Origin of the sequence: Labrenzia sp. VG12, assembly GCF_002237595.1 — a bacterium.
GTDB lineage: Bacteria > Pseudomonadota > Alphaproteobacteria > Rhizobiales > Stappiaceae > Roseibium.
In genome coordinates this window covers 5028271-5052558 of the sequence record NZ_CP022529.1, presented here as the reverse complement: position 1 = coordinate 5052558, position 24288 = coordinate 5028271, and the positions used below count along the sequence as shown (strand labels likewise).

Below are 24288 nucleotides of genomic sequence, written 5' to 3'. Positions count from 1 at the left end.
AGACACAAGACCGGCCAGATGGCCGGTCTTGTGTCTTGGCGGGGATTTTGAACCGATTAAGCGGCGTTGGACGACGCGAGCGGCTGGGTCAGGAGCTCGTAGATCTCCTGCGTGTCCGACGAAGCGCGCAGTTCCTCGGTGACGGACGCGTCGCGCAATTGACGCGCGATCCGGGCCAGTGCCTTCAGGTGATCGGCTCCGGCACCCTCCGGAGCAAGCAGCAGAAACACCAGATCCACCGGCTGGTCATCGAGGGAATCAAAGTCGACGGGTTTGTCCAGCTTGGCAAACAGGCCGATGAGCTTGTCCAGACGGGTCAGTTTGCCGTGCGGGATGGCGATGCCGTGTCCGACGCCTGTCGATCCCAGGCGCTCTCTCTGAAGCAGCGTATCGAAGATTTCCCGCTCCGACAGGCCGGTCAGTTCAGCCGCCTTGCCCGCAAGTTCCTGGATTGCCTGTTTTTTGCTTTTGGCCTTGAGGCCGGCAATCACTGCGTCTTTACCCAGAAGATCACTAAGATCCATTCGTTTGCCTACTAATTTCAGAAGCCGGCTTCCAGGGGGAAGCCGGCCCCATCCGCATCATTACTCGGCAGCTTCGATAGCCGCCAATGCTGGGTCTATCCAGCCTATATTGCCATCGGCCCTGCGATAAACAACATTGACACCGCCATTTGCCGCATTTTTGAACATGACGACAGGCGCTTCGGTCAGATCCAGCTCCATGACCGCCATACCGACCGTCATCGTTTTAACCTTGGCGGAAGTCTCGGCAATGACCAGCGGGTTGAAATCCGCCGGCACTTCCTCGTCTTCCTCTGGTGAGGCGAGCACATAGGACGCCGCCTCGAAGGCCTCGCGGTCGGAACCGTTGTGGCCGTGATGATCCTTCAGTTTGCGCTTATAGCGCCGCAACCGCTTTTCGATCTTGTCAGCAGCCTTATCGAAGCTGTTGCGCGGGTCCTGGTCCTGCGATGACACCTGGAGCACAATTCCGGTGTTCAAATGCAGGCTGCACTCCGACTTGAAGCCAGTGCCCTCCCTGCTGAGCGTAACGTGGCCTGTGAAGCCGCCTGTGAAATATTTTTCCAGAGCGTCTTCGATTCGGTCTGTGATGTGTTCGCGCAGAGCGTCGCCTACATCGACATTCTTACCCGAAATCCGCAAAGCCATGGGGACCTCTTCTTTTTCTATTGACCGACGGGTCACCGGCGTTCAACCGGTGCTGAAACGCGAAACGTTTCAAGCCTACAGAATGGACCAGTCAGCGCCGAAGCGCCATCCCCTCATTACGTCACGAGGGCGGTGCTATAATTGCGCCGGATCAAAGAGTCAATTGATTATGAAATATCGTAACAATCTTCAGAAAGCTTCGTGTAATTCCAAGGTATTGTTTCAGTGGAAATCTCGGAAACTTTAATAAAATTGCGCAAGCGGCCGTACATGCGCCTTGTCTGCTCGGGCCTATAACCGGGCGTTTTTCTCCCGGCGCCTCTGAACCGAAGAGCCGATTTTCATGGCTTCACGGTATTTTGCGACCGTTCTGCGGGCGATATCCACCCCATCATCCTTCAGAATTTTGACAATCGTGTCATCTGACAGAATGGCCTTCGGATCTTCTGCATCGATCATCTGCTTGATCCTGTGGCGAACGGACTCTGCGGAATGTGCATCTCCCCCCACGGTCGCCGAAATGGCGGAGGAGAAGAAATACTTCAATTCATAGATCCCGCGCGGCGTCGCCATGAACTTGTTCGACGTCACCCGGCTCACGGTCGATTCGTGCATGCCGATGGCTTCGGCAACCGTTTTCAGATTGAGCGGCCTGAGATGGGCAATGCCGTATGTCAGGAAGCCGTCCTGCTGGCGCACGATCTCCGTCGAGACTTTCAGGATCGTCTTGGCGCGCTGGTCGAGGCTCTTGGCCAGCCAGTTGGCGGTCTGCAGGGAATCGGTGAGATATTCCTTTTCCGTCTCGTTGCGCGCCGTCTTGATGACCTTGGCAAAATAGGTCTGGTTGACCAGCACTTTCGGCAGGGTGTCCGAATTCAGTTCCACCGCCCAGGTGCCGTCATTGGCCGGCCGGACAAACACGTCGGGAACCACCGGCTGCACCAGCGACGAGCCAAAAACACTGCCGGGCTTGGGGTCGAGCGCCCGGATTTCGGCGATCATCTCGACCAGGTCTTCCTCGTCCACGCCGCAGACCTTTCTGAGGGCGGACAGGTCCCGTTTTGCCAGAAGCTCGATATTGTCGATCAGCGCTTCCATGGCCGGGTCGAACCGGTTCTTGTCGATCAACTGCAGTTTCAGACACTCTGCCAGGCCCCTTGCGAAGACGCCCGCCGGCTCGAAGGTCTGCAGCACGGCCAGCACGCCTTCGACACGTTCCAGCTCGACGCCGAGCTGTTCGGCGGCCTCGCCGAGATCGGCATAAAGATAGCCGTTCTCATCCAGGGAGTTGATCAGATGGCCGGCGATGAGCTTGTCGGCCGGATGTTCCAGCGCAAGATGCATCTGCTCCTCTAGGGACGCGCCCAGAGAGGTCTCATCGGCCACGAACGCTTCCAGATTGTAGTCCTCGGAGGCGCCCCCGCTGGAGATATTCTTGTAGCTGTCTCCCGCCTTGAGGATTGCAGGATCCGGCGATGCCGGAACGCCGGGCTCATCGGGAAAGACGTTGCCGAGGTCCGTGTCCATTCGGGAGGCGATGGCCTCCGACCCGGTTTCCAGGTCGTTCTGCATCCAGTCGCCCGACCCGGGTTCGTCGGCACCGGATGCAGACGGCGCCTCGGACGCCTCCGGCGCCTGTTCTGCCTGCGCTTCTGAACCGGCGCCATTTTCCGGTGCGGTGTCTGCCGCGTCGCTCTTTTCCAGAAGCGGGTTGCGCTCCAGCTCGGCCTCGACATAGGACACCAGGTCAAGATTGGACATCTGCAGGAGTTTGATCGCCTGCATCAATTGCGGCGTCATCACCAGCGACTGGCTCTGCCGCATCTCCAGCTTTGTTGAAATGGCCATCTGTTTCTAAGGCGCCCGATCTACCCAGTTGGTCTGCTTCTTGCTTATTCGTTGCAGACCGAGTGTATAGCCTAGCACGGCACCTGTCATCAGAGGGTAAACTGTTCACCCAGATATAGCCGGCGCACGTCCGGGTTGGTGACGATTTCCTGCGGCAGGCCTTCGGTGAGCACTTCCCCGGCCGCAATGATGTAGGCGCGGTCGATCAGCCCAAGGGTCTCGCGCACATTGTGGTCGGTGATGAGAACACCGATGCCGCGCTGGGTCAGATGGCGTACAAGCTGCTGAATATCGCCGACAGCGATCGGGTCGATGCCGGCAAAGGGTTCGTCGAGCAGCATGAAGGACGGCCGGCTGGCGAGCGCCCGCGCAATTTCCACACGCCGGCGTTCCCCCCCTGAGAGCGCGATGCTCGGCGACTTGCGCAAGTGGGTCAGACCGAATTCGGCCAGGAGCGAATCGAGCTCCTCGCGGCGCTTCTGCCGGTTCGGTTCGATCACCTCGAGCACGGCACGGATGTTCTCTTCCACGGTGAGCCCGCGAAAGATCGACGCTTCCTGCGGCAGATAACCGATGCCGAGCCGGGCGCGGCGATACATCGGCATGCGGGTGATGTTGAAGCCTTCCAGCGTGATCTGGCCCTGATCCGGACGGATCAGACCGGTGATCATGTAGAAAGTGGTGGTCTTGCCGGCCCCGTTCGGGCCCAGCAGACCGACGGCTTCCCCCGGTTTCACGGACAGGCTGACATATTTCACAACCTGACGGCGGCCGTAGGTCTTGCCGATCCCTTCGACAACCAGTGCCTGGGACAGGTCTTCGGCCTCGGTGGCTGCGCCCGGGAAAGTTCCCTGCAAACTGTTATAGTCAGGCGGAATTCTGTTCACTGATGCCAAGTCCATGCATTCGTTGCCGCGGCTTCACATAAGGTCTGCGGACCCGGCTGTCGAGTCAGTCAGGCAAAACTAAAGTACACCAACCGGAGTTAATTAGTTTCCGTTTTGAACGCTGTTGGGCTGAATGCGGACTTTCACGCGGCCACCGCCATTGCCCTGGCCGGAGACTTTGCCGCTGCCTGCGGTCAGGTTGGCCTGCCCGGTCTTCAGGTTCACCGTGAGCTTGTTGCCGACCACGACGTTCGGCCCCTGGCTCAGGACAACTTCCTTGCCGGTCATCACCATGACTTCACGGTTCATGTCGAAACTGGCCGCATCGCCGCGTGCGGTCTGGTCCTTGGAGGAGATATAGACGCCACCTGCCGCCTCGAGCCTGGAAATCCGCTGCTGCACAGCACTTTCCTGAGCCTGCTGGCTGGCACCGGAACCGACATAAAAGACCTTGAGGCGCTGCGTCTTCAGGCTGGTTTCCCCCTGGGTGACGACAACATCACCAACAAAGGTCGCCGTATTGTTGCCGTCCTCGACGCGCAATTCGCTGGCCTCGATATCGATCGGCTCACCGTCATTCGATCCGAACCCGGCAAAGGCATCGGAGAAGGTCTGCGCCTGCGCGGTTCCAGCGATGAGAAGTGCCGCTGCCGCGATCATCAAGCGTTTGAAAGAAGTCATTGCCTATTGTCCTTGCACAGCCGGGTTCAGTGTCATCTTGACGCCGTCGGAGAACCGCACGACACCCTTTGCCTGATCATAATCGAGTTTGCCGGCACGCACATGCCCCTGGTCCGACCTGATGGAAACCGGTTCGGATGTGGACAAGGCGCCGTTGTTCAGATCGACTTCCACTTCCACGAGATCCACCTTGTAGCCTTCGCTCCATTCAAGCTGGATGCCATCGTAAAGTCTCAGGGTTTCGGCCGCATTGTTGTAGATGCCCTTCAGCGCAATGATCTCGGCGCCCTGGTCCTCGCTCAAAACGATGTCGGCCCGGATGGTTTCCAGGTCGATGATGCGCGGATCGCTAAGCCGCTGGATCGCGCGGGTGGCCGTGACCTTGTAGGACCGTTCGCCGTCATGACCGGAAAGCTCCGGCTGATCCATGACCAGACCCTCGCTGGTCAGCATCATGTTGGAGGCCCCGAAGCCGCTCAGGACATTGAACAGCGCAACAAGGCCGATCATGCCGGCCAGGATCAGCAGGCCGATGCCCGGAAACAGCCAGCGCATGACGCGCACCAGCACACTGTGCCGGCGCGCGGTTCGCTGCGCCCGGCTCAGGGGCCGCCTGGAGGCTGTCCCTCCGGAAAAATCAGTCGCTGCGCTCAACAGGGTCTCCGATATGCCTTACCGCGTCAGGCCGGCCGTCCATCCGCAGATGTCACGAATGGGCAAAAATGTCGTTTTCTTCCCAGCCCTTCAGATCGAGCTCGGCGCGCGTGGGAAGAAACGCGAAACATGCGTCGGCAATATGGCCACGTTCTTCACGCGCAAGCATGAATTCCAGTTTTTCCTTCAGCGCGTGCAGATGAAGCACGTCTGACGCCGCATAGGCCAGTTGCGCATCGCTCAGGGTTTCCGCTGCCCAGTCGGAGCTCTGCTGCTGCTTGGACAGCTCGACACCGAGCAACTCGCGCGTGATATCCTTCAGTCCGTGCCGGTCGGTGTAGGTGCGCACCAGCTTGGAGGCGATCTTCGTGCACCAGACCGGCGTGACCTGAATGCCCAGATAGTGCCTGAGCACGGCAACATCAAACCGGGCGAAGTGGAAAATCTTCGGCTTTGACGGATCTTCGAACAGCGCCTTCAGGTTCGGCGCGTCGCCCTGTCCCTTGGCAATCTGCACCACATCGGCCGTTCCGTCACCGGAAGAGAGCTGCACCACGCAGAGCCGGTCGCGATGCGGATTGAGGCCAAGCGTCTCGCTGTCGACCGCCACCGCCTGCGCATTCTCGTAACTGGCAAGATCCGGCAGATCGCCCTTGTGGTAGCGGATGGTCATGACGTCTGGTCTCCTTGGGCCGCCCTGGCCCGGTCAGCACTCAAATGGAATTGACCGTGAGGTAAATCATGCTGACCGATGAGGCAAGCGTCATGCGCAAGCGAAACAACCGGAATGCCACCACAAATAAGTCGCTATTTTTTCACCCGGAAGGATTCATGGCAATCCTTGCAGGTCCCGGCCAGCGTGCCGAAGGCGGCGGATAGCTCCTGCGTGCCCGCACCATCATCCGCGAGGTCCTTCAGTGTCAGGGCGGAGGCCTGGAGATCGCCGGCATAGGCTTCGAATTTCGTCCAGTCCGTCCAGATCGCCGGCGTTGCTTCCGTCGGCTTGTCGAGGCTGCCTTCCGGGAAAAGCTTGATCAGCGCGTCACCGCCGTGTCCCGCTATGACACCGGCTGCGGCAGAAAGCCTTGCTTCGTCGACACTCCCCCCTTTCAACATCTGACCGATGATCTTCATCTGGTCGCCGATCGCCGACATGGCGTCCATGCGCTCCTTGACGATGCCGGTGGCACCGCCATGCGCCAGAGCGCCGCCCGCGACCAACACACCTGCAAACAGCGCGGCTGCTCCCCGTTTCGTGATCATGCTGCTATCCCTCCTTCAGAAAATCCCGTTAGCGCGTTGCAATTCCCGCACATACAAAATGACGCTTTCCATATCGTTCATGGAAACCGTTGCCACCGGCGGCATGTTCCCGAACGGCCAGTGGTGCGCACGAACACCCTGTTGCGCCGCCAGATAGAAGGCGCCGTCGGCGTGATGTCCGGGCTCATAGATCTTGTGCACCAGCGGCGGCCCGATGCCGTCACGACCGGCGGCATTGCCGCCGTGGCAGGCAACGCAGTTTTCTTCAAACAGCCGCTCTCCCCGGCGTGCCTTGGCCGACAGGTCCGGTACGATCACCTGAACCAGCGGCTGCCCGGCCGCGGATTGCGAAGGCGTATCCTTGCGGGTCAGGCCCCAGAGCAGCACGATCAGAACCGTCAGCGACAGGGCCGCCGTGAGAGCCAGAAATCCCCTGCGCATCACGGCTTTGCCTTCGACTGTTCTCGCGTTTCATGACAACCGGCCAGATCGTCGATGATCGGACAATCCGGCCGGTTGTCGCCGTGACAGGCCGTTGATAGATCCGTGAGCACCTTTTTCAAGGATTTCAACTCCGCGATCTTGCGGTCTATTTCCGTGATCTTCGCCCGGGTGATCTCTTTCACATCCGCACTGGCGCGGTTGCGATCCTCATAGAGCGACAGGAGTTCCCGGCATTCTTCAATCGAGAACCCCAGACTGCGCGAGCGCTGCAGGAATTTCAGGCGCTGCAGGTCCTGATCCAGGAATTCGCGGTAGCCGTTTTCACTGCGTGCCGGACGGACGAGACCGATTTCCTCGTAATAACGGATGGTCTTGACCGGCAGCCCTGATCGTTCGGAAGCCTGGCCGATATTCATGAGGTCCTGTCCTTTCCGGGGCCGGTCGGCGCGGATGCGGGTGCGGGTGCGAGCCTATGTCGATCACCGGCACCGATGGCAGGGCAATGGCCGCCGCGCCGTTGCTGATGTTGCGGCCTGGTTCCCTGCCTGGTCGCGCTGTCTCTGCCCATCTTGTTGTCTTTCTCGTGAAACCCCAGTTAGGGCTTCCAGTCGCTGGAAGGTCAAGCCGGAAATCTCACCTGCCGGCGAACTCTGCGCGCATCACCGGCCTTGCGGCACAATGGCGCCATCCATTGCCGGCCGATCTGCGTACTAGAACCGACGGATGAGCGCGCCAGGCCAGAAGCCTGGCAGCGGCCAGTCAACGACAAGACACGCAGAGGCGCCATGACAGCCCGCATTGGTATCGTTGGAGCCGGCATGGCCGGATTGAGTTGCGCACGAGCACTGGCAGGTGCAGGCCGGGCCGTCACGGTTCTCGAGAAGAGCCGCGGCCTGGGCGGTCGGCTGGCAACGCGCCGCGCGGAAAACGGTCTGCAGTTCGATCACGGCGCGCAATATGTGACGGCAAGAGAGCGGGGCTTTCAAGACCTCCTGGCGAGCGCGGGCACCGCGGGGGCGGCGGCCAGCTGGTCGATGGGCGAACGGACCGGCTTTGTCGGCATACCCGCCATGAACGGGCTGGCCAAACACCTTGCCGGCGGACTGCAGATTCGGTGCAGCTTTCAGGTCGACGAAATCCAACAGCACGCTGGCGGCTGGGCCGTGTCCAGCCAGGGCGAGGTCCTGGAATTTGACATTCTGATCCTGACGGCCCCGGCGCCCCAATCCGCCGCCCTTTTGGGCACGAAGCATCCGCAGGCCCGAATGATCCGGCACGTCAAGATGCTGCCGTGCTGGACCCTCATGGCTGCCTTTGCCGAGCCTGCAACGGTTTCCTTTCGAGCGCAGCGCACACCCGACGCTCCCCTTGCCTGGATCGCACTGGACAGTTCCAAACCGGGCCGCACATCCCGTTCCTGCTGGGTTGCACAGGCAGGCCCGGAATGGAGCGCGCAGCATCTTGAAGATGAGAAAACAGTAGTGCGCGAAAATCTGCTTTCCCTTCTGTGCGACGCTCTGGACCGTTCACCGGAGGATGCGCTGCATAGTGATGTCCACCGTTGGCGGTATGCACGCGTCGACGTGGCTTATGGCAGTGCCTTCCTTAAGGATGAAACCGGCAGTCTCTATCTCGGCGGCGACTGGTGTCTCGGGGCGCGGGTCGAAGCCGCCTGGCAGAGCGGGACGGCCATTGCACGGGATCTTCTGGAGCTGCAGACATGCTGAACGATCCGCGCGTTGACGGTATGCTCACATTGCTGAGGGGCCTGACCCGCCCGCCTTGCGGTCTGGGGCGTATCGCACTTGCTCTCGGCACAGGCGTCCTGTGTCACCTTGTGTTCGCGGCAGCTGTTCTCGCGATGATCACAGCCATGTTCTTTGGCATGAGCCGAAGCCTTGGAACGGTGCCCTGGCCAGCAGCCTGGATTGTGAACGCCTTGTTGGTGCTGCAGTTTCCGCTGGTGCATTCGTTTCTTCTCACCAAAACCGGCCGCAAGCTGCTGGTCCATCTCGTGCCCGGCCGATACGGGGCGACGCTCGGATCGACCACATACGCAATCATTGCGTCGTTCCAGTTGCTGGCGCTGTTCGCGCTCTGGACCCCGTCCGGCATCATCTGGTGGCAGGCGCAAGGGAGTGCGTTCTGGGCCTTGTGCCTCGCCTATGGATGCGCCTGGCTCTTGCTGATGAAGGCGGGTTTTGACGCCGGTGTCGAAGTCCAGTCCGGAGCGCTCGGCTGGATGTCCCTGATGGCGAACATCCGGCCGGTATTCCCGGACATGCCGACCAGGGGGCTCTTTCGTGTCATTCGTCAGCCGATCTATGTCGCCTTCGCGCTGACGCTCTGGACCGTGCCGGTCTGGACCCCGGACCAGTTGGCGCTGGCAGTATGCCTCAGCGCCTATTGCCTGCTGGCACCCCGCCTGAAAGAGCGCCGCTTTGCAAGAAGCATTGGTGACCGGTTCGCGTGGTACCGCCAGGAAGTGCCTTATTGTTTGCCGCGCCTGCCGGGCAGGGTTCCCAGCGGCCATGCGCGGCTTTCATCTGCTGTCCCGGTCAAAGCCGGCGAGCCCCAGACAGAAAGGCAGGACTGAAATGCAAAGCGCTGCCCTGCTCGTGTCCGCCTGTCTTTTCGGGGGCATGGTTCTATACGCATTCGGCTTTGCCCCGTTCCTGTTCTCAGCGCTCCCGGCTGATCAGGCCGGCCCTTTGATCCGCAGAGCCTTTCCCTGGTTCTATCTTCTGGTGATGGTGTGCTCGGCGCTGGCCGCAGCGTTGCTGCTTGCTGTCGACCCTCTTTCCGCCAGCCTCATGGCAGCGATCCTGCTGACAACCGTGCCGACCCGGCAGGTCCTGATGCCTGCCATCAACGCTGCCACCGACGCGGGCCAGAGCGGCCGCTTCAAGCTGCATCACACGCTGTCGGTGGTCATCACGCTCGCGCATATCATCGCGGTGGCCTATGTGCTGACGCGCTTCCTGTGAGGTTTCCCATGGACCTGCCGACCGAAAATGTTCAGACCTATCCGCGTCCGCCGGCGCTCGAGCCGGTTCCGCAAAGGATCCGCATCCTCTTCGCCGACCGGATGATTGTCGACACGACGCGGGCCTTCCGCGTTCTGGAGACACATCATCCGCCGACCTATTACATCCCGCCCGAAGACTGCGACTGCGACTTGCTCCCCGTCGCCGGCCAGACGATGTGCGAATGGAAGGGTGCCGCATCGTATTTTGACGTCCTTGCAGGCGGGCGGACCGCGCACCGCGCCGCCTGGTGCTACAACAATCCGACCTCCGGCTTCCGCGAGATAACCGGATTTCTCGCCTTTTATGCCGCGTATATGGACGCCTGTGATGTCGCAGGTGTGCCCGTTTTGCCTCAAGACGGTCCGTTCTATGGCGGCTGGCTGACGCCCAACCTCACCGGCATCGCCAAGGGGGCTCCGGGAACCGAGCACTGGTAGGCTTCTGTTCCGTATCGACTGCTGCCGCGAACCGCTGTCGCCCATCTCAACTGTCGGGCGCCTGCCAGCCGGCCTGGCTCAAAGCACTCGTCAGCTGCTCTGCATGCAACGGATCGTCAAAGAGTTTCAGGAAAAGCCGATCAAGCGGCAGATCCGACCATGTCGCCATCAGTTGTTCGGCCTTGCGTGCCGCCTTGCCGCCTATGCCGAGTTGTTCATAGCCCGCGGCCTGATAGGCAAGGGTCAACGGGCCAGCCGGACCGCCTGCAGCCACTACCGCTTCGAAGGTGTCAACGCTGCGCCGGGGATCACCTTCATGAAAATAGGCGGCGCCGAGCGCATTGCCGAAGACTGTGCCCACCGGAAAGCGCTCCTGGGCTTGAAGCGCAGTGACGGTTTCGATGACCTCCTCGAATGCCCCCGCATAAAGGGCTATCAAGGCATGAAACTCGAGCAGGTGTATATCGTCTGGTGCCAGCGACAGCGCGACCGTAGACGTGGCAACGGCTTCATCGAAACGGCGATTGGCCCAGTCAACGGAGGCTCGGGCGGAGTGGGTCCAGGCCGCATCCGGTCCCAGTCTCTCCGCGTCCAGAAGGTTGTTTTCCGCATCGACAAGAAGACTCCCTGCACGGTCTTTGTCCATGGCCAGCAGGGACTGGATCACCAGAACCTGCGCGGCGCCCGCATGACCGCCAAAATAGCCTTCATCCGCCTCGATTGCCGCTTCGAAAATGGCAAGCGCCGCGCGGAGGCGATGAGGATCCACCGCCGGGAAGATCACGTCCCGCCCCGTCGCGGCAAGATTGACAGCCAGCAAACGCGCCGGCGAAGCCTCATACGTCGCTACTCGTTTCCGTGCCTGCTCCGTAGCACCTGGCTGTGCGCCTTGCGGCACAGGAAGCTGCGCGTTCCAAACTGCAAATCCTGTGACGCACAACAGGGAAAGCGCGAACGCGGATACCAGAACACCTCGTCGTCGTCGCCCTGCCGGCGTTTTGGATGCGGCTGGAAACCCGTCCAGGCCCACAGTCGGCTCGACTGACGGTCGTACAGCCTTAAAAGACGGCGCATAGGATCCCTTCGGCAGGCTGATCACGACTGGGTCTGCGCAGCCTTCGCCCGCATAATATCCCTCCAGGCGGCGACGCAGTCTGCCCGCGTCCACCCTGACCGCCGTCTCTCGATCGGCAATTTCGTCAACCGAATAGCCGTAGACGTCAAGCGCAATCGACTTGGCCCGGATGCTGTCCGCATTCCCCCGGAGACTCTGCTCGACCACATACTGCAAGATTTGGCGAGGACGGCCAGCCGCTTGAAAACCCTGCGAAGCCAGAATGCGGGTCAAGGCCTCGCGAATATCGTGACTGTCCGGTTCAGGTCGCTCGCTCAAACCAACCTCCCATGGGCCAAGTTCTTGTTTTACATACTCCTGGCCCGACTACGCTACCGTAGCATACGCCTTGATACGATCCTAGGACCCGTGCGGATGACCTAGTCTTTCCGCAACGGGAGATACCGCGGCAAGGCGCCAACAGCTTCCCCAAGCTCTTGAAGCCCGGCAGAGCCGCCTGTCCGTGTCAAACGCGAGGGATCAGATGAAAAAGCTATTTGGGTTGGCTGCGGCCCTGTCATTTCTCATTGGCGAGAGCGTTGCGCAGGACCAGATCGTTCATGATGGCGAATTTGCCTTTCTTCTCGCACAGAAGGGCGAGGCCTGGGCGCAGCAGGATTCCCGCCTGGATGCAAGACTTGCCGAGCTTCAGGACGCCAATAACGGCAAACCGCCCAACATTCTCTACATCCTGATCGACGACGTCAGCTTCGGGCAGATGGGCAGCCGGAAGATGAACTACGTCATGGGCATCGACACGCCGAACATCAACCAACTCGCCGCAGACGGCCTGTCGCTCATGCGCATGTATACCGAGCCGTCCTGCACACCGACACGCACAGCGTTTCTGACCGGCCGGCATCCGATCCGGGCAGGTGTCGAGGAAGTCAAAGTTGCTCTTGTCGGCGAGGGCTTGTCCAAGGACGAGGTCACGCTTCCCGAAGTCCTGAAGCAGGAAGGCTACAACACCGCTCATGTCGGCAAGTGGCACCAGGGAGACATCGAGGAAGCATACCCCCACAATCAGGGCTTTGACTGGGCTGCCTTTCCTCTTCATCAGCAGGTGCAGCTTAGCCTGATGACCCGCGAAGCCATGCAGGCCAACAACATGCTCGGTTACCACCCTTCCGGTCAGAGCAGCTCATTCGCGATCGATCAGCGCTTCAAACCCTATGGCCTGGTGACGGGCGTGGAGGCAACCGCCGGCGGAACCGCTCGGGAGGTCGACATGGCTCCCGGCGAAGAATGGACCCAGGCGAAATACGAAGACATGAACGAGCGCTACCAGCGCCAGATCCTTGAGCAACTGGAACGTCTCGCGGGCGAGGGCCAGCCATTTTTCCTGCAGTACTGGCCGCTTTATCCGCTCAACTTTGTCTATCCCGACGAGGCGCTTTCCAGAAACGGCGGTTTTCATGCGGATAAATTGCAGCTGCTGGACGGCTGGATCGGGGAGCTGCTGGCAAAGGTCGACGCGCTGGGGCTCCGCGACAACACCATTGTCGTTCTGATGGCTGACAACGGCCTCATGTATCACTACGAAGGCACATCTGGCCTCAATCAGCTTATCTATCGGGGCGGCAAGACCCAGCACCTGGAAGGTGGCGTGCGCACGGATGCCTTTATCCGCTGGCCGGGCGTGATCGAAGCCGGCAGTGCAGCCGGCGACATCGTGCATGTCTCGGATCTCTTCACCACGCTTGCGCGGATAGCCGGAGCGACGGCACACATCCCCCGTGACCGGGTGATTGACGGTGTCGACCAAACCGCCCTGCTGCTGGAAGGCGAGGGCAATTCCAGGCGCGATTACGTTTATGTCTACGAGGGCCCGGTGCTGCGCTCCGTCGTAAAACAGGAATTCAAGATGCATCTGCCCGCCCCGGGCCAGCCAGGCGCAGCCGCAAATGTCTTCAACATCTACAGAGACCCGCGGGAAGAGTTTCCTCTGGTCGGCTATTCGCTCTGGTCCGGCGCGTCCTTCCAGGACATGGTCAAGCGGCATCAGAAGACCATTGCCAGATACCCTCATCTGCCGCTCGGCAAGGACACGCCCTATGAGGGAATTGAAAACCTGAGGCCGGAAACCGAACTCACCCGGGATATGTTCATGAGCTGGCAGTGACGCTGGTGATCGGCTCGGAAGCCCTGAACAAGGCCGCGGGGGCGCTGCGTCGCAGCAAAAGCATGTGCGACCTTGGCGCACCTCTATTGGGCCAGCGTATGAGACGGCAACTCGCCGAACAGGCTGCGATACTCCTGTGCGAAGCGGCCGACATGGGTGAGACCAACCTTGTCCATGACATCACCAACAGTGCGGTCGATACTGCTTGCCACCGTCAGGTCGCGATAGGCCTGGCAGAGACGCATGCGTTTGAGAAAGGCGGATGGCGAAACTCCGAACCGTTCCCGAAAGGTCAGCTCCAGGGCCCGCCTGGAGATGTTTCCGGCAACGCACAGGTCCGAGATCCGAAGGTCCCTGACGTCCCCCTCCGACACACGCTCCAGAAAGGCATCGACAACGCGTCCGGATGCGCTGGGATCCGTTCTGCGCGGGCGGAGACCGGCCTGGCTCAGCCAGCTGCACACCAGGTCCTCCGCCAGGATATCGAGATCACAGAACGCGAAGGGGCTAGGACCGGCGCCAAGTCCTGCCAGCACCCCTCGCGCCCGCCGCAGATGAGCAACCGGCAGTTTGAAAACGCTTGGAAGCCGGGCCTTTGCAGGCACCTCGAGACCACGCCGCTCCGCATAGGCTGCAAGGTCTTCCGGTGTGACCGAAATCAGATGAACCTCAAAATCCGGGCCGGAGAAAGAAGCCAGCTCCGAGGACGGCGAGAAGACCAGGATATCCTGGGCACCGGTCGTCTGTCCGCGCCACCAGAGCTGGCCCAGCGACGATCCTGGAATGGTGAACGTGTATTTGCCGGCCGGTGGCGCCCCGCGCTGGTCGAGCCCAACCAGAAAGCGGGCATAGGAATAATCGATCCGCCGCGCCCGGCCCTGCAACATCCTGGCAAGGGCGCCGGACCCGGCCGGCGCCGCCAGGGGCCGGAAACTGAGATCCCAGTGCCGGGCGTTCTCGCACAGCTGATCAACGTCCGTAAATTCGGCCGCAATCAATGTCTGGAACCTGCTGCCTTCCAAATCAGCGCCCTCGTTTCGCAATTTGGATCATGCCATCACGCTGGGGCCGGTATTGTCAATTTGCTTTTCGGAGAAAGTCATGACGTATCCGTACCTTACCCTGTGCGATCCAAAATCGGTTTCCTGTTCCAAACGTTGCTTGCCCCTCCGCAGCCACATCATCCGCCAGGCGGCAATTGACGTTGAGACAACTTTGAGCACACTGTTGGATACCACGCTTTCCAGCGGTGCATCCGGGACCGCACGGGTCGAGGTCCTGCAAGGGCCGCCACTGCATTAGTCCAGCCGAAACAAGTTTGGAGAACCGGAAGTCATGTCCCTCGTTGCCAATCTGCTGTTCTATGCCGGACTTGTCGTAGCCCTGGGCATTGGCGGCCTTTATTTCCGTGATCTCGGCGACGTGACCCAGATGTTCCTGAAGGTGAAGCGGGAGAACATGGCCCGGTTCATCCGCAATGAGTACCGGCTGGTTGCGCTTGGCGTGACCGGACTGGTGATCATGACCGCGGCGCATTTCCTGCTCGGGGGCGGGCTCTTCTGGCTGTGGCTGATTGCGTTTCTCCTTGGCGCCGTTCTGCTGGTCTTTCCCTATGTCTGGGTGCATGTCGGCCTGCGCAATCAGAAAACCAGCGCGCAATACTTTCCCATCAGCGAAGCGTCGGAATGGGTCAGTCCGTCCAGCCCGGTCATTGTCATTGAAAACAACGGCATCGCCCGTGCTCACCCGGATGCCCAGATCATGCGGCCGCATCTGGCCGGCAACAAGGACGGCCTCGATGGCGAGAATGTCATCATGACCTACTGCGCCATGGCCAATCTGGGGGTCGGTTATACACCGACCGTGGCCGGCGAAGCGCTGGATCTTGAAGTCCTGGCCCAGCACAGCAACAACCTGATCCTGCGTGACAACAGGACCGGCGAACCCATCCAGCAGATCTTCGGCTTTCGCGACCGGGATGCCAGTGCCACTGCGGAAGGCACCAGCTGTCCGGTCAAACCGGAACTGGCGATGAAACCATGGCCGACCTTCCGCATGACCATGCGCGGGTTTTCCAAGGCCTATCCGGACGGCACGGTGTTCATCAACAAACCCGCGTCCAATCCGCTTTTGCGCCTGTTCGATCTGGCCATTGAAACCATCTTCTCTTCCGAGATCGCCCGACAGCACCGGGTCAGGGAGCCGATCATCCAGAACATGTCCCGCAGCGATGACCGGCTGCACAACAAGACCTATGTCTGGGGTGTCGTGATCAACGGCGACGTGGTGTGCTGGACCGATGATTTCGTGGTCGAACAGGGAAATGTCGTCAATGCGAGCGTGGGCGGTCGCGACCTTGTTGTTGCCTGGGACCCGAAATTCGAAAGCCTTGGCATCTGGTACAATGATACCGGCGCTCCGGTCACGGACGTGGATGTCTTCGGCAAGACGCCGGCTGGACAGCTGACCCGGGTCGAGACTGTGCGCCCGGGCATGTTCTGGCATGTCTGGGCCGATTTTTTCCCGCACACGGACATCAATCGCATCGGTAGTGCCGTCCGGTCGGAAAGCCCTGAGACGACTGGAACTGCGGCGTCGGAGGCGGCCCAGTGAGCGTAGATGTGTGCACGTATCGCACCTTTCCGGACTTGCAAGACCAATCAGATTTTTGAGGTGGAGTACGGCATGAAGAGACTTCTGACGGCCCTGGCATCCCTGGTGATCACACTTCCGGCGCAAGCTCAGGACAGCATCGTGCATGACGCGGAGTACTATATTCTTCAGGCACAACATGCTGAAAAATGGGCGGCCGAGGACGAAAGCCTGAACGCCGCGCTGGCCGAATTCAGGGCGCAGAACGGCGGCAAGCCCCCCAATATTTTCTACATCCTGATTGATGACATCGGCTTTGGAGATCTCGGCAGCGAGACCTTGAATGCCATTCGCGGATACAGGACCCCGGCGATCAACGAAATCGCCAGCGAAGGCATGCGCCTGGCGCGCATGTACACCGAACCCTCCTGCACACCGACCCGCGTCGCCTTCATGACCGGCCGGCAGCCGCACCGCAACGGCATGGGCAATACGCAGGTCGAGCTCTCCGGCTACGGTCTGGCCGACAAGGAAGTGACCCTGGCCGAAGTCCTGTCGGAGGCCGGCTACAACACGTCCCATGTCGGCAAGTGGCATATGGGCGACGTGCAGCAGTCCTGGCCCAATTTCCAGGGCTTCGACTACGCAGCCTTCCCGATCCACCAGCAAGGCCAGCTGACCATCTATCACGACGACGCCGCCGATGAAGAGGTGTCGATCGGCATCGGGTCCAACAATTACGACGACCGCTTTACCCTGGACACCTGGTTCCGGACGGATGCCTCGCGTCTGGTAACCGGCGTCGAAGGGCTCCGCAACGAGCCTGTTCGTGAAGTCGACATGGAACCGGGCGAGCGCTGGACGGAAGCCAAATACCACGAGATGAATGTCCGGTATCAAACCCAGGCCATGGAGCAGCTGCGCGAGCTGGCTGCGGCGGACAAGCCGTTCTTTCTGCAATACTGGCCGCTTTATCCGCTGACAGGACCGCGAACCACGACGGACACCTACACAACACCGAATGGTGGAAACTACGTGGAAAAGATGAAGCTGGTGGACAGCTGGATCGGTGAGCTGATGACGGAGATGGAGACGCTCGGGGTGAGTGACAACACTATTGTCATCGTCATGGGCGACAACGGTCACTTCACCAAATACTCCTCGCAGTCAGGCTACACGCCGATGATCTTCCGCGGCGGCAAGGGGGACACCACGGAAGGCGGCGTGCGCGTCGATGCGTTTGTCCGCTGGCCAGGCGTGATCAAACCAAGCTCCGTCGTCGGCGACATGGTCCATGTCAGCGACCTTTTCACGACCCTGGCCCGGCTCGGCGGCGCGCTCGACAAGGTGCCGACGGACCGGATCATTGATGGTATCGACCAGACTTCCCTGCTGCTCAACGGAGAGACATTCGGTCGGCGCGACTACGTTTTCCTTTACAACATCAACAAGCTGGAAGCGGTGATCAAGGAACAGTTCAAGCTGTCGATCCCGGGCGGCGGTATCGAAAACGCCATCCTGGCCGATTTCTACGACCTCTTCCGCGACCCGCAGGAGCGCTACCCCGTGTCGACGGAGATCGGTGCCTGGGGAAGTGCGAAATTTGTCAATATGCTTCAGCGCCACATGATGCGAAAAAAGAAATACCCTGACGAGCAGCCGGGCTTCGGCATGCCTTATGAGGGTATCGAAAACCTGAGACCCGAGACCAGGGCAATGGTCGAGGAATATCTGTTCATGCGCCAGGTGCCGGAGCGCTAGGCTTTGCGCGCAGAATTGGGATTGAAAAGGGGAACACACCGCATGAACACGTGCCTCAAACCATCATTGCAGCGCGGCGCTGCCGTTCTGGTGAGCCTACTCTTGCCGTCCCTGGCCGGCGCAGCGGACCTGGCCTATGACCCGGCCCCGGTGACAGAGCCGGTCAATCAGCGCATCGACAAGACCTGGGAATTCCTCGTGGCACCCTATTTTGTCGCCGCCAACATCACCGGCACATCCCAGGTCGGCCGGCTGCCCAACACCGACATCGACATCGGCACGGATGACATTCTGGAAAACCTGCGCTTTGGCGGCATGATCCGCACGGAGCTGATCTACCAGCAGAAAGTCGGCGCCATGCTGGATGTTGCCTACATGAACCTGGGCAGTGCCACCGACACCCCGCGCGGAGGCGGCCGGATCCGCGTCGGCGTCAGCCAGCTGATCCTGGAGGGGATGGGCTTTTACCGGGCCTATGCGACGCCGCAGACTTCCATCGATATCTATGCTGGCGGGCGTTACTGGGACATTGATCTTGATCTGAACGCCACCGGTACGTTTGCCGGCAATTTCACCATCAGCCGAGGCGACAACTGGATCGATCCGGTCATCGGTGTGCGCGCCTTTCACATGATCAACGACAAATGGTCGGTCAATGCGCGCGGCGATATCGGCGGCTTCGGGGCTGCCTCCGACTTTACCTGGAACGTTCAGGCCGGTGCCGGCTACCACTTCAACAAGACCTGGTCCGCCCACCTGCAATACAAGGCGCTCGGCGTCGATTACGACAATGGCAAATCGGGAACGGCCAGCTTTGCCTATGACACCATCACTCATGGCCCGCTCCTGGGAATAGCGGCGCGGTTCTAGAGCTCCGCCGGCGGACCGGCTTCCGATTTCCTGATCGAACCGGCCCTGGCCGGCTCAGGTTTTCGCGGCGATTGATTGCCCCTGTCGTCACAAGTGTTTTTGACAGGTGCATCTTCACCTATCATTAACCATAAGTGGCAATAAGCTGATACACCTTTAACGCGAAACTGCATTTCTTTCCAAAGACGGTGTTTCAGTGATGAAAAGAGATTTTCTGTCGCTGCCGGTGGGTCTGTGCCTGCTGGCCTGCGTGACAATTCCGGCCGTTGCGGCCGATCCCTATCCGGCGAGCGGCCAGCTCTACCAGACGTCGGCTCTGCGCGGCAGCATCGGCTTGCGTTACTGGTACAGCCAGTCGCGCTCCGATCTCGACAATTCGAGTTTTCTCGGGTCCGGTTTCGACCTGTCTTCCACCGACAATGTCAGGTCTCACACGGCCGAGCTGGTCGGCACGCTGGAGGACACCAGCGAAGGCGCCTTCATGCGGGCCTATGTCGGCCTTGGCCGCAATGTCAGCGGTAGCGCGGAGCTGCTCGGTGTCGAGATGGACCAGAAGGACCAGACCACGCTCAGTTATGTGGTGGTCGACGGCGGCTGGCAAATTGCGCAGCTGGCCGGCAATCAGGCCCGGCTGAAAGGTTTTGTCGGTTATCAGTATCTCTCCGACGACCTGTCCATGCGCCGCAATTCCAGAACCTATGAACAGTCGCGCGACTGGCACGCGATCCGCGTCGGCGTCAGCGCCGAGGGCGACTTCAACCAGCGCTTCGGCTGGACCGTGGATGTTGCCGGTGTGCCCTGGGCCCACAACAAGATCCAGAGCTGGGAAAGCAACTGGTCCTATGGTGTGGAAGCCGACGCCATGCTGACGGCCAGCCTGACGCCGAACTGGCAACTTGGCGTCGGCGGCCGGTACTGGTGGCTGAAATCCAACTTTGACCGGCGCTACATTCCGACGGGCGAAAAAGTGGTTTTCGACCAGAACTATCACCGCTATGGCCTGCTTTTGGAAAGCTCCTACAAGTTCTGATGCCAGAGCACCTGGGAAAAAGCTGATCCTGCGTCCCGCGTGTGCCGCGCCTCATCGCCAACGTCGGTGACATATGGGCCGGGCATTGATCGACAGGCTGTCCTGGAGTCTCACAGAAGCTTCTTCTGCTCCAGCAGCACGCGGGCATCGATCGCGTCGATATGAAGCGTGCGGTAGCCTTCCGGTGACGGCGCCGCGGCGGCGTCCTCATCGGCAATCAATCGAAACACCCAGGTATAGGCCCGGCCCTCCTGGTCCCTGAAGACAGCCGGGCAGTCATAGAGGCGTTCGCGGGCCCCGCGCCAGCCGAACTCCAGACGCGCCGCGGCAGAGCGGGCGCAGGAAAACGTCGTGACGTCGCCAAACGCTGCATCCGCCGGCAGGCGGCCAAAGGCGCCGCTTTCATCGAACACGCGTTGACGCCGCTCGAATGCCTGGCTGACATAAAACTCGGCGTCATGCGGCGGCTCCGCCTGCCAGGACGTGAGATATCCCGGCAACAGCAGGATCAGCGTCGTGATGGCAAAGGCAGCGACAGCGAAGCGCGTCACGCCCTTGGAAAGTCCTTTTCTGCCCGTCATGCGCCCTCCCGACAGCGGATCTGAGCTTTTCCGGCTGGATATCTCTTGCCTTTCGGTGAAAGCCCGGTCAGAGCTCATCCGATCATGTTTTGCCGGATCCCCGCAAGAGAGCCCGAAATGCCCGCTAGCCCGCTGTTCAGCCCCGCCGCCACCTATCTGTTTCTGGCCGCCGCCATTGTCGCCGAGGTGATCGCCACATCGGCCCTGGCGAAAACGGAAAACTTCACCCGGCTGGTGCCATCCGCGATCACGATCGTCGGTTACGCCCTGTCCTTCTGGCTCTTGTCCTACCCGATCCGCGTCCTGCCCACCGGCATCGTCTATGCCGTCTGGTCCGGCGCCGGCATCGTCCTGATCACCCTGGTCGCCTGGCTGGTCTTCAAACAGACCCTCGACTGGCCGGCCATTCTCGGCCTCGGCCTGATCATCGCCGGAGTGGTGGTGATCAACGTGTTTTCCAAGGCGGTGGGGCATTGAGGGAGGAGGTTTCCCCAAACACAAAAAAAGCCCCGGCGAACCGGAGCTTTTTTGCGAGTGTTTCGGTCGATGGTAGTCGATCCGAAACCGGAATTTGGTGCCCAGGAGAGGACTCGAACCTCCACGCCCTTGCGAGCACTAGCACCTGAAGCTAGCGCGTCTACCAATTCCGCCACCTGGGCTGTGAGGGGGGCTTGTAAGGGTGGTCAGGGGGCTTGTCAATCACTCTGTGCGACTTTTTTTCTTCATTCACAGCCCGCCCTTCACAGACCCTCGCCAAGGGGGTAAGAAACTCCCTGACAGAGTCGGCCAAAATCTTGGGCCGCCTCCCCTTTTGGACGCGACAGAAGGCATTTCGACAATGTCCACAGCACTCAACGGCAAACTCGTCACGATCTTTGGCGGATCGGGCTTTCTCGGCCGCCACATCGTTCAGGCGCTGGCAAGGCGCGGCTACCGGGTGCGCGCTGCCGTGCGCCGGCCGGATCTCGCCACGCACCTGCAGCCGCTCGGCGCGCCGGGACAGATCATGCCGGTGCAGGCGAACCTGCGCTACCGCTGGTCCGTCGACCGTGCCGTGATCGGTGCCGATGCCGTGGTCAATTGCGTCGGCATCCTGGCGCCCACCGGCAAGCAGAGCTTCGATGCCGTGCAGGCCTTCGGCCCGCGCGCCATCGCCGAAGCCGCACGCGGGGCCGGTCTTGCCCGCGTGACCCATATCTCGGCCATCGGCGCAGATGCCGACAGCACTTCCGCCTATGCCCGGTCAAAGGCGGCGGGAGAAGCCGGCGTCCTGGAAACCCTGCCCGACAGTGTCATCCTGCGCCCGTCGATTGTGTTTGGTCCGGAAGACGAGTTCTTCAACAAGTTTGCCGACATGGCCCGCTTTGCCCCGGCCCTGCCGCTGCTCGGCGGCGGCGACAGCAAGTTCCAGCCGGTCTATGTCTGCGATGTTGCTGAAGCCGTTGCCCGGGCCGTCGACGGTGAATTGAACCCCGGCGTCTATGAACTCGGAGGACCGGAGGTCAAAAGCTTCCGCGACTGCCTTGGCGACATGCTGGAGATCACCCGCCGCTCGCGCGTCTTGCTGCCGATCCCGTTCCCGGTCGCGTCCGCCATGGGCAAGGTGTTCCAGATGTTCCCGATGGCGCCGTTCACCGCCGACCAGGTCGAGCTGCTCAAGACCGACAATGTCGTCTCGGACAGCGCCCAAAAAGACGGCCGCACGCTGGAAGGCATCGGCATTTCGCCGGCGACCCTGGCAGCGGTCCTGCCGACCTATCTGGACCGGTACCGCGAGCACGGCCAGTACGACGCCCACCGGCCGGCGTAAGGTCTCCGGAGCCTCTGTGTTTTAGCGCGCGTCTTCGGGTCCGCCTCAGACTGCTGACTAAGTTGCTCCGTCATTCCGGACGGTCTGCAGCGCAGCTGCATGGCCAGATCCGGAATCCAGCGAGCATTTCGCGCCGAAGGCGCGTCCTTATTCGCAAGATCAGAGACTTGATTGGTTTGGTGCTCGCTATCGCTCGCGCTGACACGCTAGGTTCCGGATCGGCGCGCAGCCAAGCTGCACTTGTCCGGAATGACATGCTGAGGCTTTGTCTGCAATCTGAGGCGGGCCTTGAGCCCGGCTTTAACACCTTTTGATTGCCGCCCTCTGCCTCTTCGCCTACCGTTGGGAGATCGACACGGGATCGGGAGGGGCTTCATGTCGTTTACTGCCAAGGTCACGCTGCTGTTCGTGGTGTTTGTCGACCTGCTCGGCCAGGGGCTCGTGTTTCCGATCCTCAACAGCCTGATCATGGAGCCCGGCACCGGGCTTTTGCCCAGGGACACGTCCGAGGCCGCCCGTCATTTCGACTATGGCCTGATCATCGGCGTCTTTTTCCTGTGCTGGTTTTTCGGCGCGCCCTATATCTCCAAACTCTCCGATGTGATCGGGCGCAAGAAGGCGATCCTGATCTGCCTCGCCGGCGCGCTGGTCGGCTACGGCCTGACCATTGTCGCGCTTTATCTCAACAGCTTCCTCCTGATGATCCTCGGCCGCGCCATCACCGGCCTGACGGCCGGCAACCAGCCGATCGCCCAGGCGGCGATGATCGACGGCAGCGTCGACGACGAGGACCGCAACCGCAACATGGGCTACATCATCACGGGCGTCAGCTTCGGCCTGGTCGGCGGACCGCTGATCGGCGGGCTGTTGTCCGATCCCGTGCTGATCGGCAGCATCGCTAGCGTCAAGCTGCCGTTTTATGCCTGTTTCGTGCTGGTGCTGATTGCAATCGTGCTCGTCATCACGTCGTTCAAGGACCAGCACGATGCGGAAGAGAGCGGCACATTCGTGTTCCGCCCGGCGGAGATCTTCGAGCTGCTCCTGCGCATCGGCAAGTACCCGCTGGTGCTGCGGCTGACGGTCGTGTTCTTCTTCTTCCACATCGCCAATCTGTCGTTCTACATCTTCGTCGACAATTACCTGACCAGCCGCTTCGGCTACGGCACGCTTGGCGGGTCCATGGTGATGCTGACGATCGGCGCAGCGCTTGCCTTTTCCAGCACGTTTCTGGTGGTGCCGGCGCAAAAGCGTTTCAGCAAGGAAGCTATCCTGGGCATCACCTTCACGGTCTGGGCGATTTCAGCGGCCGCCTTTGTCGCCGCGCCGGCCGCCTGGATGACCTATATCCCGATCTTCTGCTTCTATTTTGTCTTCGGCATCGCCTATCCCACGTTCCTCGGCCTTTATTCGGCCGCGGTCAGCGACGAGGAGCAGGGCTGGGTGATGGGCGTCACCATTGCCGTTTTCACGCTGGTGGCCGGTGTGATTTCGCTGCTGGGCGGAGAGCTGATCGGGCTCGATCTGGATCTGCCGTTCTACGGCGTCATCATCGCGGCGGTGGTTGCACTGGTGGTGATGTTCCTGGCCTGGAACAAACCGGAGATCAAGGCGCTGACGCGTCGCAACGCCGGCTAAGGGCAAACCGCCCGTCCCAGGGGCAGGACGGGCGGTTTTGTTCCGGTGCGGGGCGGGGCAAATGAAAGGCTGCCACTTGGCGGCGGGGATCAGCCCTTCCAGCACCCCGGACCGAAACGGTCACTGCGCAGTTCGCGATAGCCATCCGGCGTGCGCATCAGGCCGATGTCGCGCAGATCATCGTCGTTCAGGTAAGACAAGGCCCGGTCAGTTGCCCGGCGATTGAAATAAGCGCGGAGGCCTTCGGCACATGCACGAAGGGCAGATAGCAGAAGGCTGCGGCTATGGGCACGGCTGCGAAAAATGGTGTCGATCTCAAGGCTCATCTCACTTCTCCAAGGGACATTGACGCGTCCGG

The 24288-nt window shown here is 60.8% G+C and carries 26 protein-coding genes and 1 tRNA gene; 12 read left to right on the top strand and 15 right to left on the bottom strand.

The annotated features are described in order from the left end of the window. Positions 1–56 precede the first annotated feature (56 nt). The 10 genes from ptsN to cueR all read right to left on the bottom strand — a co-directional run bounded on the left by ptsN (position 57) and on the right by cueR (position 7365). Positions 57–524, bottom strand: a complete 468-nt coding sequence (gene ptsN / locus CHH27_RS23365) for a PTS IIA-like nitrogen regulatory protein PtsN (RefSeq protein WP_094073726.1) — start codon at positions 522–524, stop codon at positions 57–59. Between the two features lie 60 nt (positions 525–584). Next, positions 585–1172, bottom strand: coding sequence for a ribosome hibernation-promoting factor, HPF/YfiA family (gene hpf / locus CHH27_RS23360; protein WP_094073725.1), 588 nt, complete (start codon positions 1170–1172; stop codon positions 585–587). A gap of 291 nt (positions 1173–1463) precedes the next feature. Then, positions 1464–3020 carry an RNA polymerase factor sigma-54 gene (gene rpoN, locus CHH27_RS23355; protein ID WP_094073724.1) on the bottom strand — a complete coding sequence of 519 codons (1557 nt, stop codon included), beginning with the start codon at positions 3018–3020 and terminating at the stop codon, positions 1464–1466. Between the two features lie 89 nt (positions 3021–3109). After that, positions 3110–3922 carry an LPS export ABC transporter ATP-binding protein gene (gene lptB, locus CHH27_RS23350; protein WP_094073723.1) on the bottom strand — a complete coding sequence of 271 codons (813 nt, stop codon included), beginning with the start codon at positions 3920–3922 and terminating at the stop codon, positions 3110–3112. 87 nt (positions 3923–4009) lie between these two features. After that, positions 4010–4588, bottom strand: a complete 579-nt coding sequence (locus CHH27_RS23345; protein ID WP_094073722.1) for an LptA/OstA family protein — start codon at positions 4586–4588, stop codon at positions 4010–4012. Positions 4589–4591: 3 nt separating this feature from the next. Continuing rightward, a complete protein-coding gene (lptC, locus tag CHH27_RS23340; RefSeq protein WP_208988345.1) occupies positions 4592–5242 on the bottom strand; it encodes an LPS export ABC transporter periplasmic protein LptC in 651 nt (216 codons plus the stop codon). A 52-nt stretch (positions 5243–5294) separates the two neighbouring features. After that, positions 5295–5915, bottom strand: a complete 621-nt coding sequence (locus tag CHH27_RS23335; protein ID WP_094073721.1) for a ribonuclease D — start codon at positions 5913–5915, stop codon at positions 5295–5297. A 134-nt stretch (positions 5916–6049) separates the two neighbouring features. After that, positions 6050–6505 carry a cytochrome c gene (locus CHH27_RS23330; protein ID WP_094073720.1) on the bottom strand — a complete coding sequence of 152 codons (456 nt, stop codon included), beginning with the start codon at positions 6503–6505 and terminating at the stop codon, positions 6050–6052. A 15-nt stretch (positions 6506–6520) separates the two neighbouring features. Then, a complete protein-coding gene (locus tag CHH27_RS23325) occupies positions 6521–6946 on the bottom strand; it encodes a c-type cytochrome (protein WP_094073719.1) in 426 nt (141 codons plus the stop codon). Continuing rightward, positions 6946–7365 carry a Cu(I)-responsive transcriptional regulator gene (cueR, locus tag CHH27_RS23320; RefSeq protein WP_094073718.1) on the bottom strand — a complete coding sequence of 140 codons (420 nt, stop codon included), beginning with the start codon at positions 7363–7365 and terminating at the stop codon, positions 6946–6948. The genes CHH27_RS23325 and cueR overlap by 1 nt, the downstream gene beginning before the upstream one ends. Before the next feature lie 369 nt (positions 7366–7734). Between cueR and CHH27_RS23315 the strand changes: the two genes are divergently transcribed. From CHH27_RS23315 to CHH27_RS23300, 4 genes are read left to right on the top strand one after another with little or no spacing between them, the layout of a single operon-like run. Next, positions 7735–8676: an NAD(P)/FAD-dependent oxidoreductase gene (locus tag CHH27_RS23315; protein WP_094074962.1), complete on the top strand. Its 942-nt coding sequence runs from the start codon at positions 7735–7737 to the stop codon at positions 8674–8676. Further along, positions 8670–9545, top strand: a complete 876-nt coding sequence (locus CHH27_RS23310) for an isoprenylcysteine carboxylmethyltransferase family protein (protein ID WP_208988344.1) — start codon at positions 8670–8672, stop codon at positions 9543–9545. The genes CHH27_RS23315 and CHH27_RS23310 overlap by 7 nt, the downstream gene beginning before the upstream one ends. 1 nt (position 9546) lies before the next feature. Continuing rightward, on the top strand, positions 9547–9936 hold the full coding sequence (locus CHH27_RS23305) for a DUF4149 domain-containing protein (RefSeq protein WP_094073717.1): 390 nt from the start codon (positions 9547–9549) through the stop codon (positions 9934–9936). A gap of 8 nt (positions 9937–9944) precedes the next feature. Continuing rightward, a complete protein-coding gene (locus CHH27_RS23300; protein ID WP_094073716.1) occupies positions 9945–10415 on the top strand; it encodes a DUF427 domain-containing protein in 471 nt (156 codons plus the stop codon). Positions 10416–10461: 46 nt separating this feature from the next. Here CHH27_RS23300 and CHH27_RS23295 read toward each other — a convergent pair whose 3' ends face one another. Beyond that, on the bottom strand, positions 10462–11808 hold the full coding sequence (locus tag CHH27_RS23295; protein WP_157739067.1) for an adenylate cyclase: 1347 nt from the start codon (positions 11806–11808) through the stop codon (positions 10462–10464). Between the two features lie 205 nt (positions 11809–12013). On the opposite strand from CHH27_RS23295, the gene CHH27_RS23290 reads away from it, so the two are divergent. Beyond that, entirely contained in the window at positions 12014–13651 is a 1638-nt protein-coding gene (locus CHH27_RS23290) for a sulfatase-like hydrolase/transferase (protein ID WP_094073714.1), read from the top strand. A gap of 83 nt (positions 13652–13734) precedes the next feature. Here the strand turns inward: CHH27_RS23290 and CHH27_RS23285 are convergent, their stop codons facing one another. Beyond that, positions 13735–14649 carry a helix-turn-helix domain-containing protein gene (locus CHH27_RS23285; RefSeq protein ID WP_157739066.1) on the bottom strand — a complete coding sequence of 305 codons (915 nt, stop codon included), beginning with the start codon at positions 14647–14649 and terminating at the stop codon, positions 13735–13737. Between the two features lie 337 nt (positions 14650–14986). On the opposite strand from CHH27_RS23285, the gene CHH27_RS23280 reads away from it, so the two are divergent. The 4 genes from CHH27_RS23280 to CHH27_RS23265 all read left to right on the top strand — a co-directional run bounded on the left by CHH27_RS23280 (position 14987) and on the right by CHH27_RS23265 (position 19904). Beyond that, positions 14987–16264, top strand: a complete 1278-nt coding sequence (locus CHH27_RS23280) for a DUF3179 domain-containing (seleno)protein (RefSeq protein ID WP_094073712.1) — start codon at positions 14987–14989, stop codon at positions 16262–16264. 72 nt (positions 16265–16336) lie between these two features. After that, positions 16337–18004: a sulfatase-like hydrolase/transferase gene (locus CHH27_RS23275; protein WP_094073711.1), complete on the top strand. Its 1668-nt coding sequence runs from the start codon at positions 16337–16339 to the stop codon at positions 18002–18004. Between the two features lie 42 nt (positions 18005–18046). Further along, positions 18047–18874, top strand: coding sequence for a hypothetical protein (locus CHH27_RS23270; protein ID WP_157739065.1), 828 nt, complete (start codon positions 18047–18049; stop codon positions 18872–18874). 199 nt (positions 18875–19073) lie between these two features. Next, entirely contained in the window at positions 19074–19904 is an 831-nt protein-coding gene (locus CHH27_RS23265) for a hypothetical protein (RefSeq protein WP_094073709.1), read from the top strand. Between the two features lie 110 nt (positions 19905–20014). On the opposite strand, the gene CHH27_RS23260 is transcribed toward CHH27_RS23265, so the two are convergent. Beyond that, a complete protein-coding gene (locus CHH27_RS23260; protein ID WP_157739064.1) occupies positions 20015–20485 on the bottom strand; it encodes a hypothetical protein in 471 nt (156 codons plus the stop codon). 117 nt (positions 20486–20602) lie between these two features. On the opposite strand from CHH27_RS23260, the gene CHH27_RS23255 reads away from it, so the two are divergent. Further along, positions 20603–20962: an SMR family transporter gene (locus CHH27_RS23255; RefSeq protein WP_094073707.1), complete on the top strand. Its 360-nt coding sequence runs from the start codon at positions 20603–20605 to the stop codon at positions 20960–20962. A 95-nt stretch (positions 20963–21057) separates the two neighbouring features. On the opposite strand, the gene CHH27_RS23250 is transcribed toward CHH27_RS23255, so the two are convergent. Continuing rightward, positions 21058–21144 (bottom strand) — tRNA-Leu (locus CHH27_RS23250). A gap of 179 nt (positions 21145–21323) precedes the next feature. Here CHH27_RS23250 and CHH27_RS23245 point away from each other — a divergent pair. Continuing rightward, positions 21324–22295, top strand: coding sequence for a complex I NDUFA9 subunit family protein (locus CHH27_RS23245; protein ID WP_094073706.1), 972 nt, complete (start codon positions 21324–21326; stop codon positions 22293–22295). 375 nt (positions 22296–22670) lie between these two features. Then, positions 22671–23930: an MFS transporter gene (locus CHH27_RS23240; RefSeq protein WP_094073705.1), complete on the top strand. Its 1260-nt coding sequence runs from the start codon at positions 22671–22673 to the stop codon at positions 23928–23930. 89 nt (positions 23931–24019) lie between these two features. Here the strand turns inward: CHH27_RS23240 and CHH27_RS23235 are convergent, their stop codons facing one another. After that, the gene (locus tag CHH27_RS23235) at positions 24020–24256 is read right to left on the bottom strand and encodes a hypothetical protein (RefSeq protein ID WP_094073704.1); all 237 of its coding nucleotides are present in this window, start codon (positions 24254–24256) and stop codon (positions 24020–24022) included. Positions 24257–24288 lie beyond the last annotated feature (32 nt).

Excerpts from the sequence above, each read along its gene's own strand:
- CHH27_RS23240 (WP_094073705.1), top strand. The coding sequence starts at position 22,671 with ATGTCGTTTACTGCCAAGGTCACGCTGCTGTTCGTGGTGTTTGTCGAC.
- CHH27_RS23255 (WP_094073707.1), top strand. The coding sequence starts at position 20,603 with ATGCCCGCTAGCCCGCTGTTCAGCCCCGCCGCCACCTATCTGTTTCTG.
- ptsN (WP_094073726.1), bottom strand. The coding sequence starts at position 524 with ATGGATCTTAGTGATCTTCTGGGTAAAGACGCAGTGATTGCCGGCCTC.
- CHH27_RS23300 (WP_094073716.1), top strand. The coding sequence starts at position 9,945 with ATGGACCTGCCGACCGAAAATGTTCAGACCTATCCGCGTCCGCCGGCG.
- CHH27_RS23275 (WP_094073711.1), top strand. The coding sequence starts at position 16,337 with ATGAAGAGACTTCTGACGGCCCTGGCATCCCTGGTGATCACACTTCCG.
- CHH27_RS23305 (WP_094073717.1), top strand. The coding sequence starts at position 9,547 with ATGCAAAGCGCTGCCCTGCTCGTGTCCGCCTGTCTTTTCGGGGGCATG.
- rpoN (WP_094073724.1), bottom strand. The coding sequence starts at position 3,020 with ATGGCCATTTCAACAAAGCTGGAGATGCGGCAGAGCCAGTCGCTGGTG.
- CHH27_RS23330 (WP_094073720.1), bottom strand. The coding sequence starts at position 6,505 with ATGATCACGAAACGGGGAGCAGCCGCGCTGTTTGCAGGTGTGTTGGTC.
- CHH27_RS23270 (WP_157739065.1), top strand. The coding sequence starts at position 18,047 with ATGAACACGTGCCTCAAACCATCATTGCAGCGCGGCGCTGCCGTTCTG.
- CHH27_RS23280 (WP_094073712.1), top strand. The coding sequence starts at position 14,987 with ATGTCCCTCGTTGCCAATCTGCTGTTCTATGCCGGACTTGTCGTAGCC.
- CHH27_RS23235 (WP_094073704.1), bottom strand. The coding sequence starts at position 24,256 with ATGAGCCTTGAGATCGACACCATTTTTCGCAGCCGTGCCCATAGCCGC.
- CHH27_RS23310 (WP_208988344.1), top strand. The coding sequence starts at position 8,670 with ATGCTGAACGATCCGCGCGTTGACGGTATGCTCACATTGCTGAGGGGC.
- CHH27_RS23315 (WP_094074962.1), top strand. The coding sequence starts at position 7,735 with ATGACAGCCCGCATTGGTATCGTTGGAGCCGGCATGGCCGGATTGAGT.
- CHH27_RS23290 (WP_094073714.1), top strand. The coding sequence starts at position 12,014 with ATGAAAAAGCTATTTGGGTTGGCTGCGGCCCTGTCATTTCTCATTGGC.
- CHH27_RS23325 (WP_094073719.1), bottom strand. The coding sequence starts at position 6,946 with ATGCGCAGGGGATTTCTGGCTCTCACGGCGGCCCTGTCGCTGACGGTT.
- CHH27_RS23345 (WP_094073722.1), bottom strand. The coding sequence starts at position 4,588 with ATGACTTCTTTCAAACGCTTGATGATCGCGGCAGCGGCACTTCTCATC.
- CHH27_RS23260 (WP_157739064.1), bottom strand. The coding sequence starts at position 20,485 with ATGACGGGCAGAAAAGGACTTTCCAAGGGCGTGACGCGCTTCGCTGTC.
- CHH27_RS23245 (WP_094073706.1), top strand. The coding sequence starts at position 21,324 with ATGTCCACAGCACTCAACGGCAAACTCGTCACGATCTTTGGCGGATCG.
- hpf (WP_094073725.1), bottom strand. The coding sequence starts at position 1,172 with ATGGCTTTGCGGATTTCGGGTAAGAATGTCGATGTAGGCGACGCTCTG.
- CHH27_RS23265 (WP_094073709.1), top strand. The coding sequence starts at position 19,074 with ATGAAAAGAGATTTTCTGTCGCTGCCGGTGGGTCTGTGCCTGCTGGCC.
- lptB (WP_094073723.1), bottom strand. The coding sequence starts at position 3,922 with ATGGACTTGGCATCAGTGAACAGAATTCCGCCTGACTATAACAGTTTG.
- cueR (WP_094073718.1), bottom strand. The coding sequence starts at position 7,365 with ATGAATATCGGCCAGGCTTCCGAACGATCAGGGCTGCCGGTCAAGACC.
- CHH27_RS23335 (WP_094073721.1), bottom strand. The coding sequence starts at position 5,915 with ATGACCATCCGCTACCACAAGGGCGATCTGCCGGATCTTGCCAGTTAC.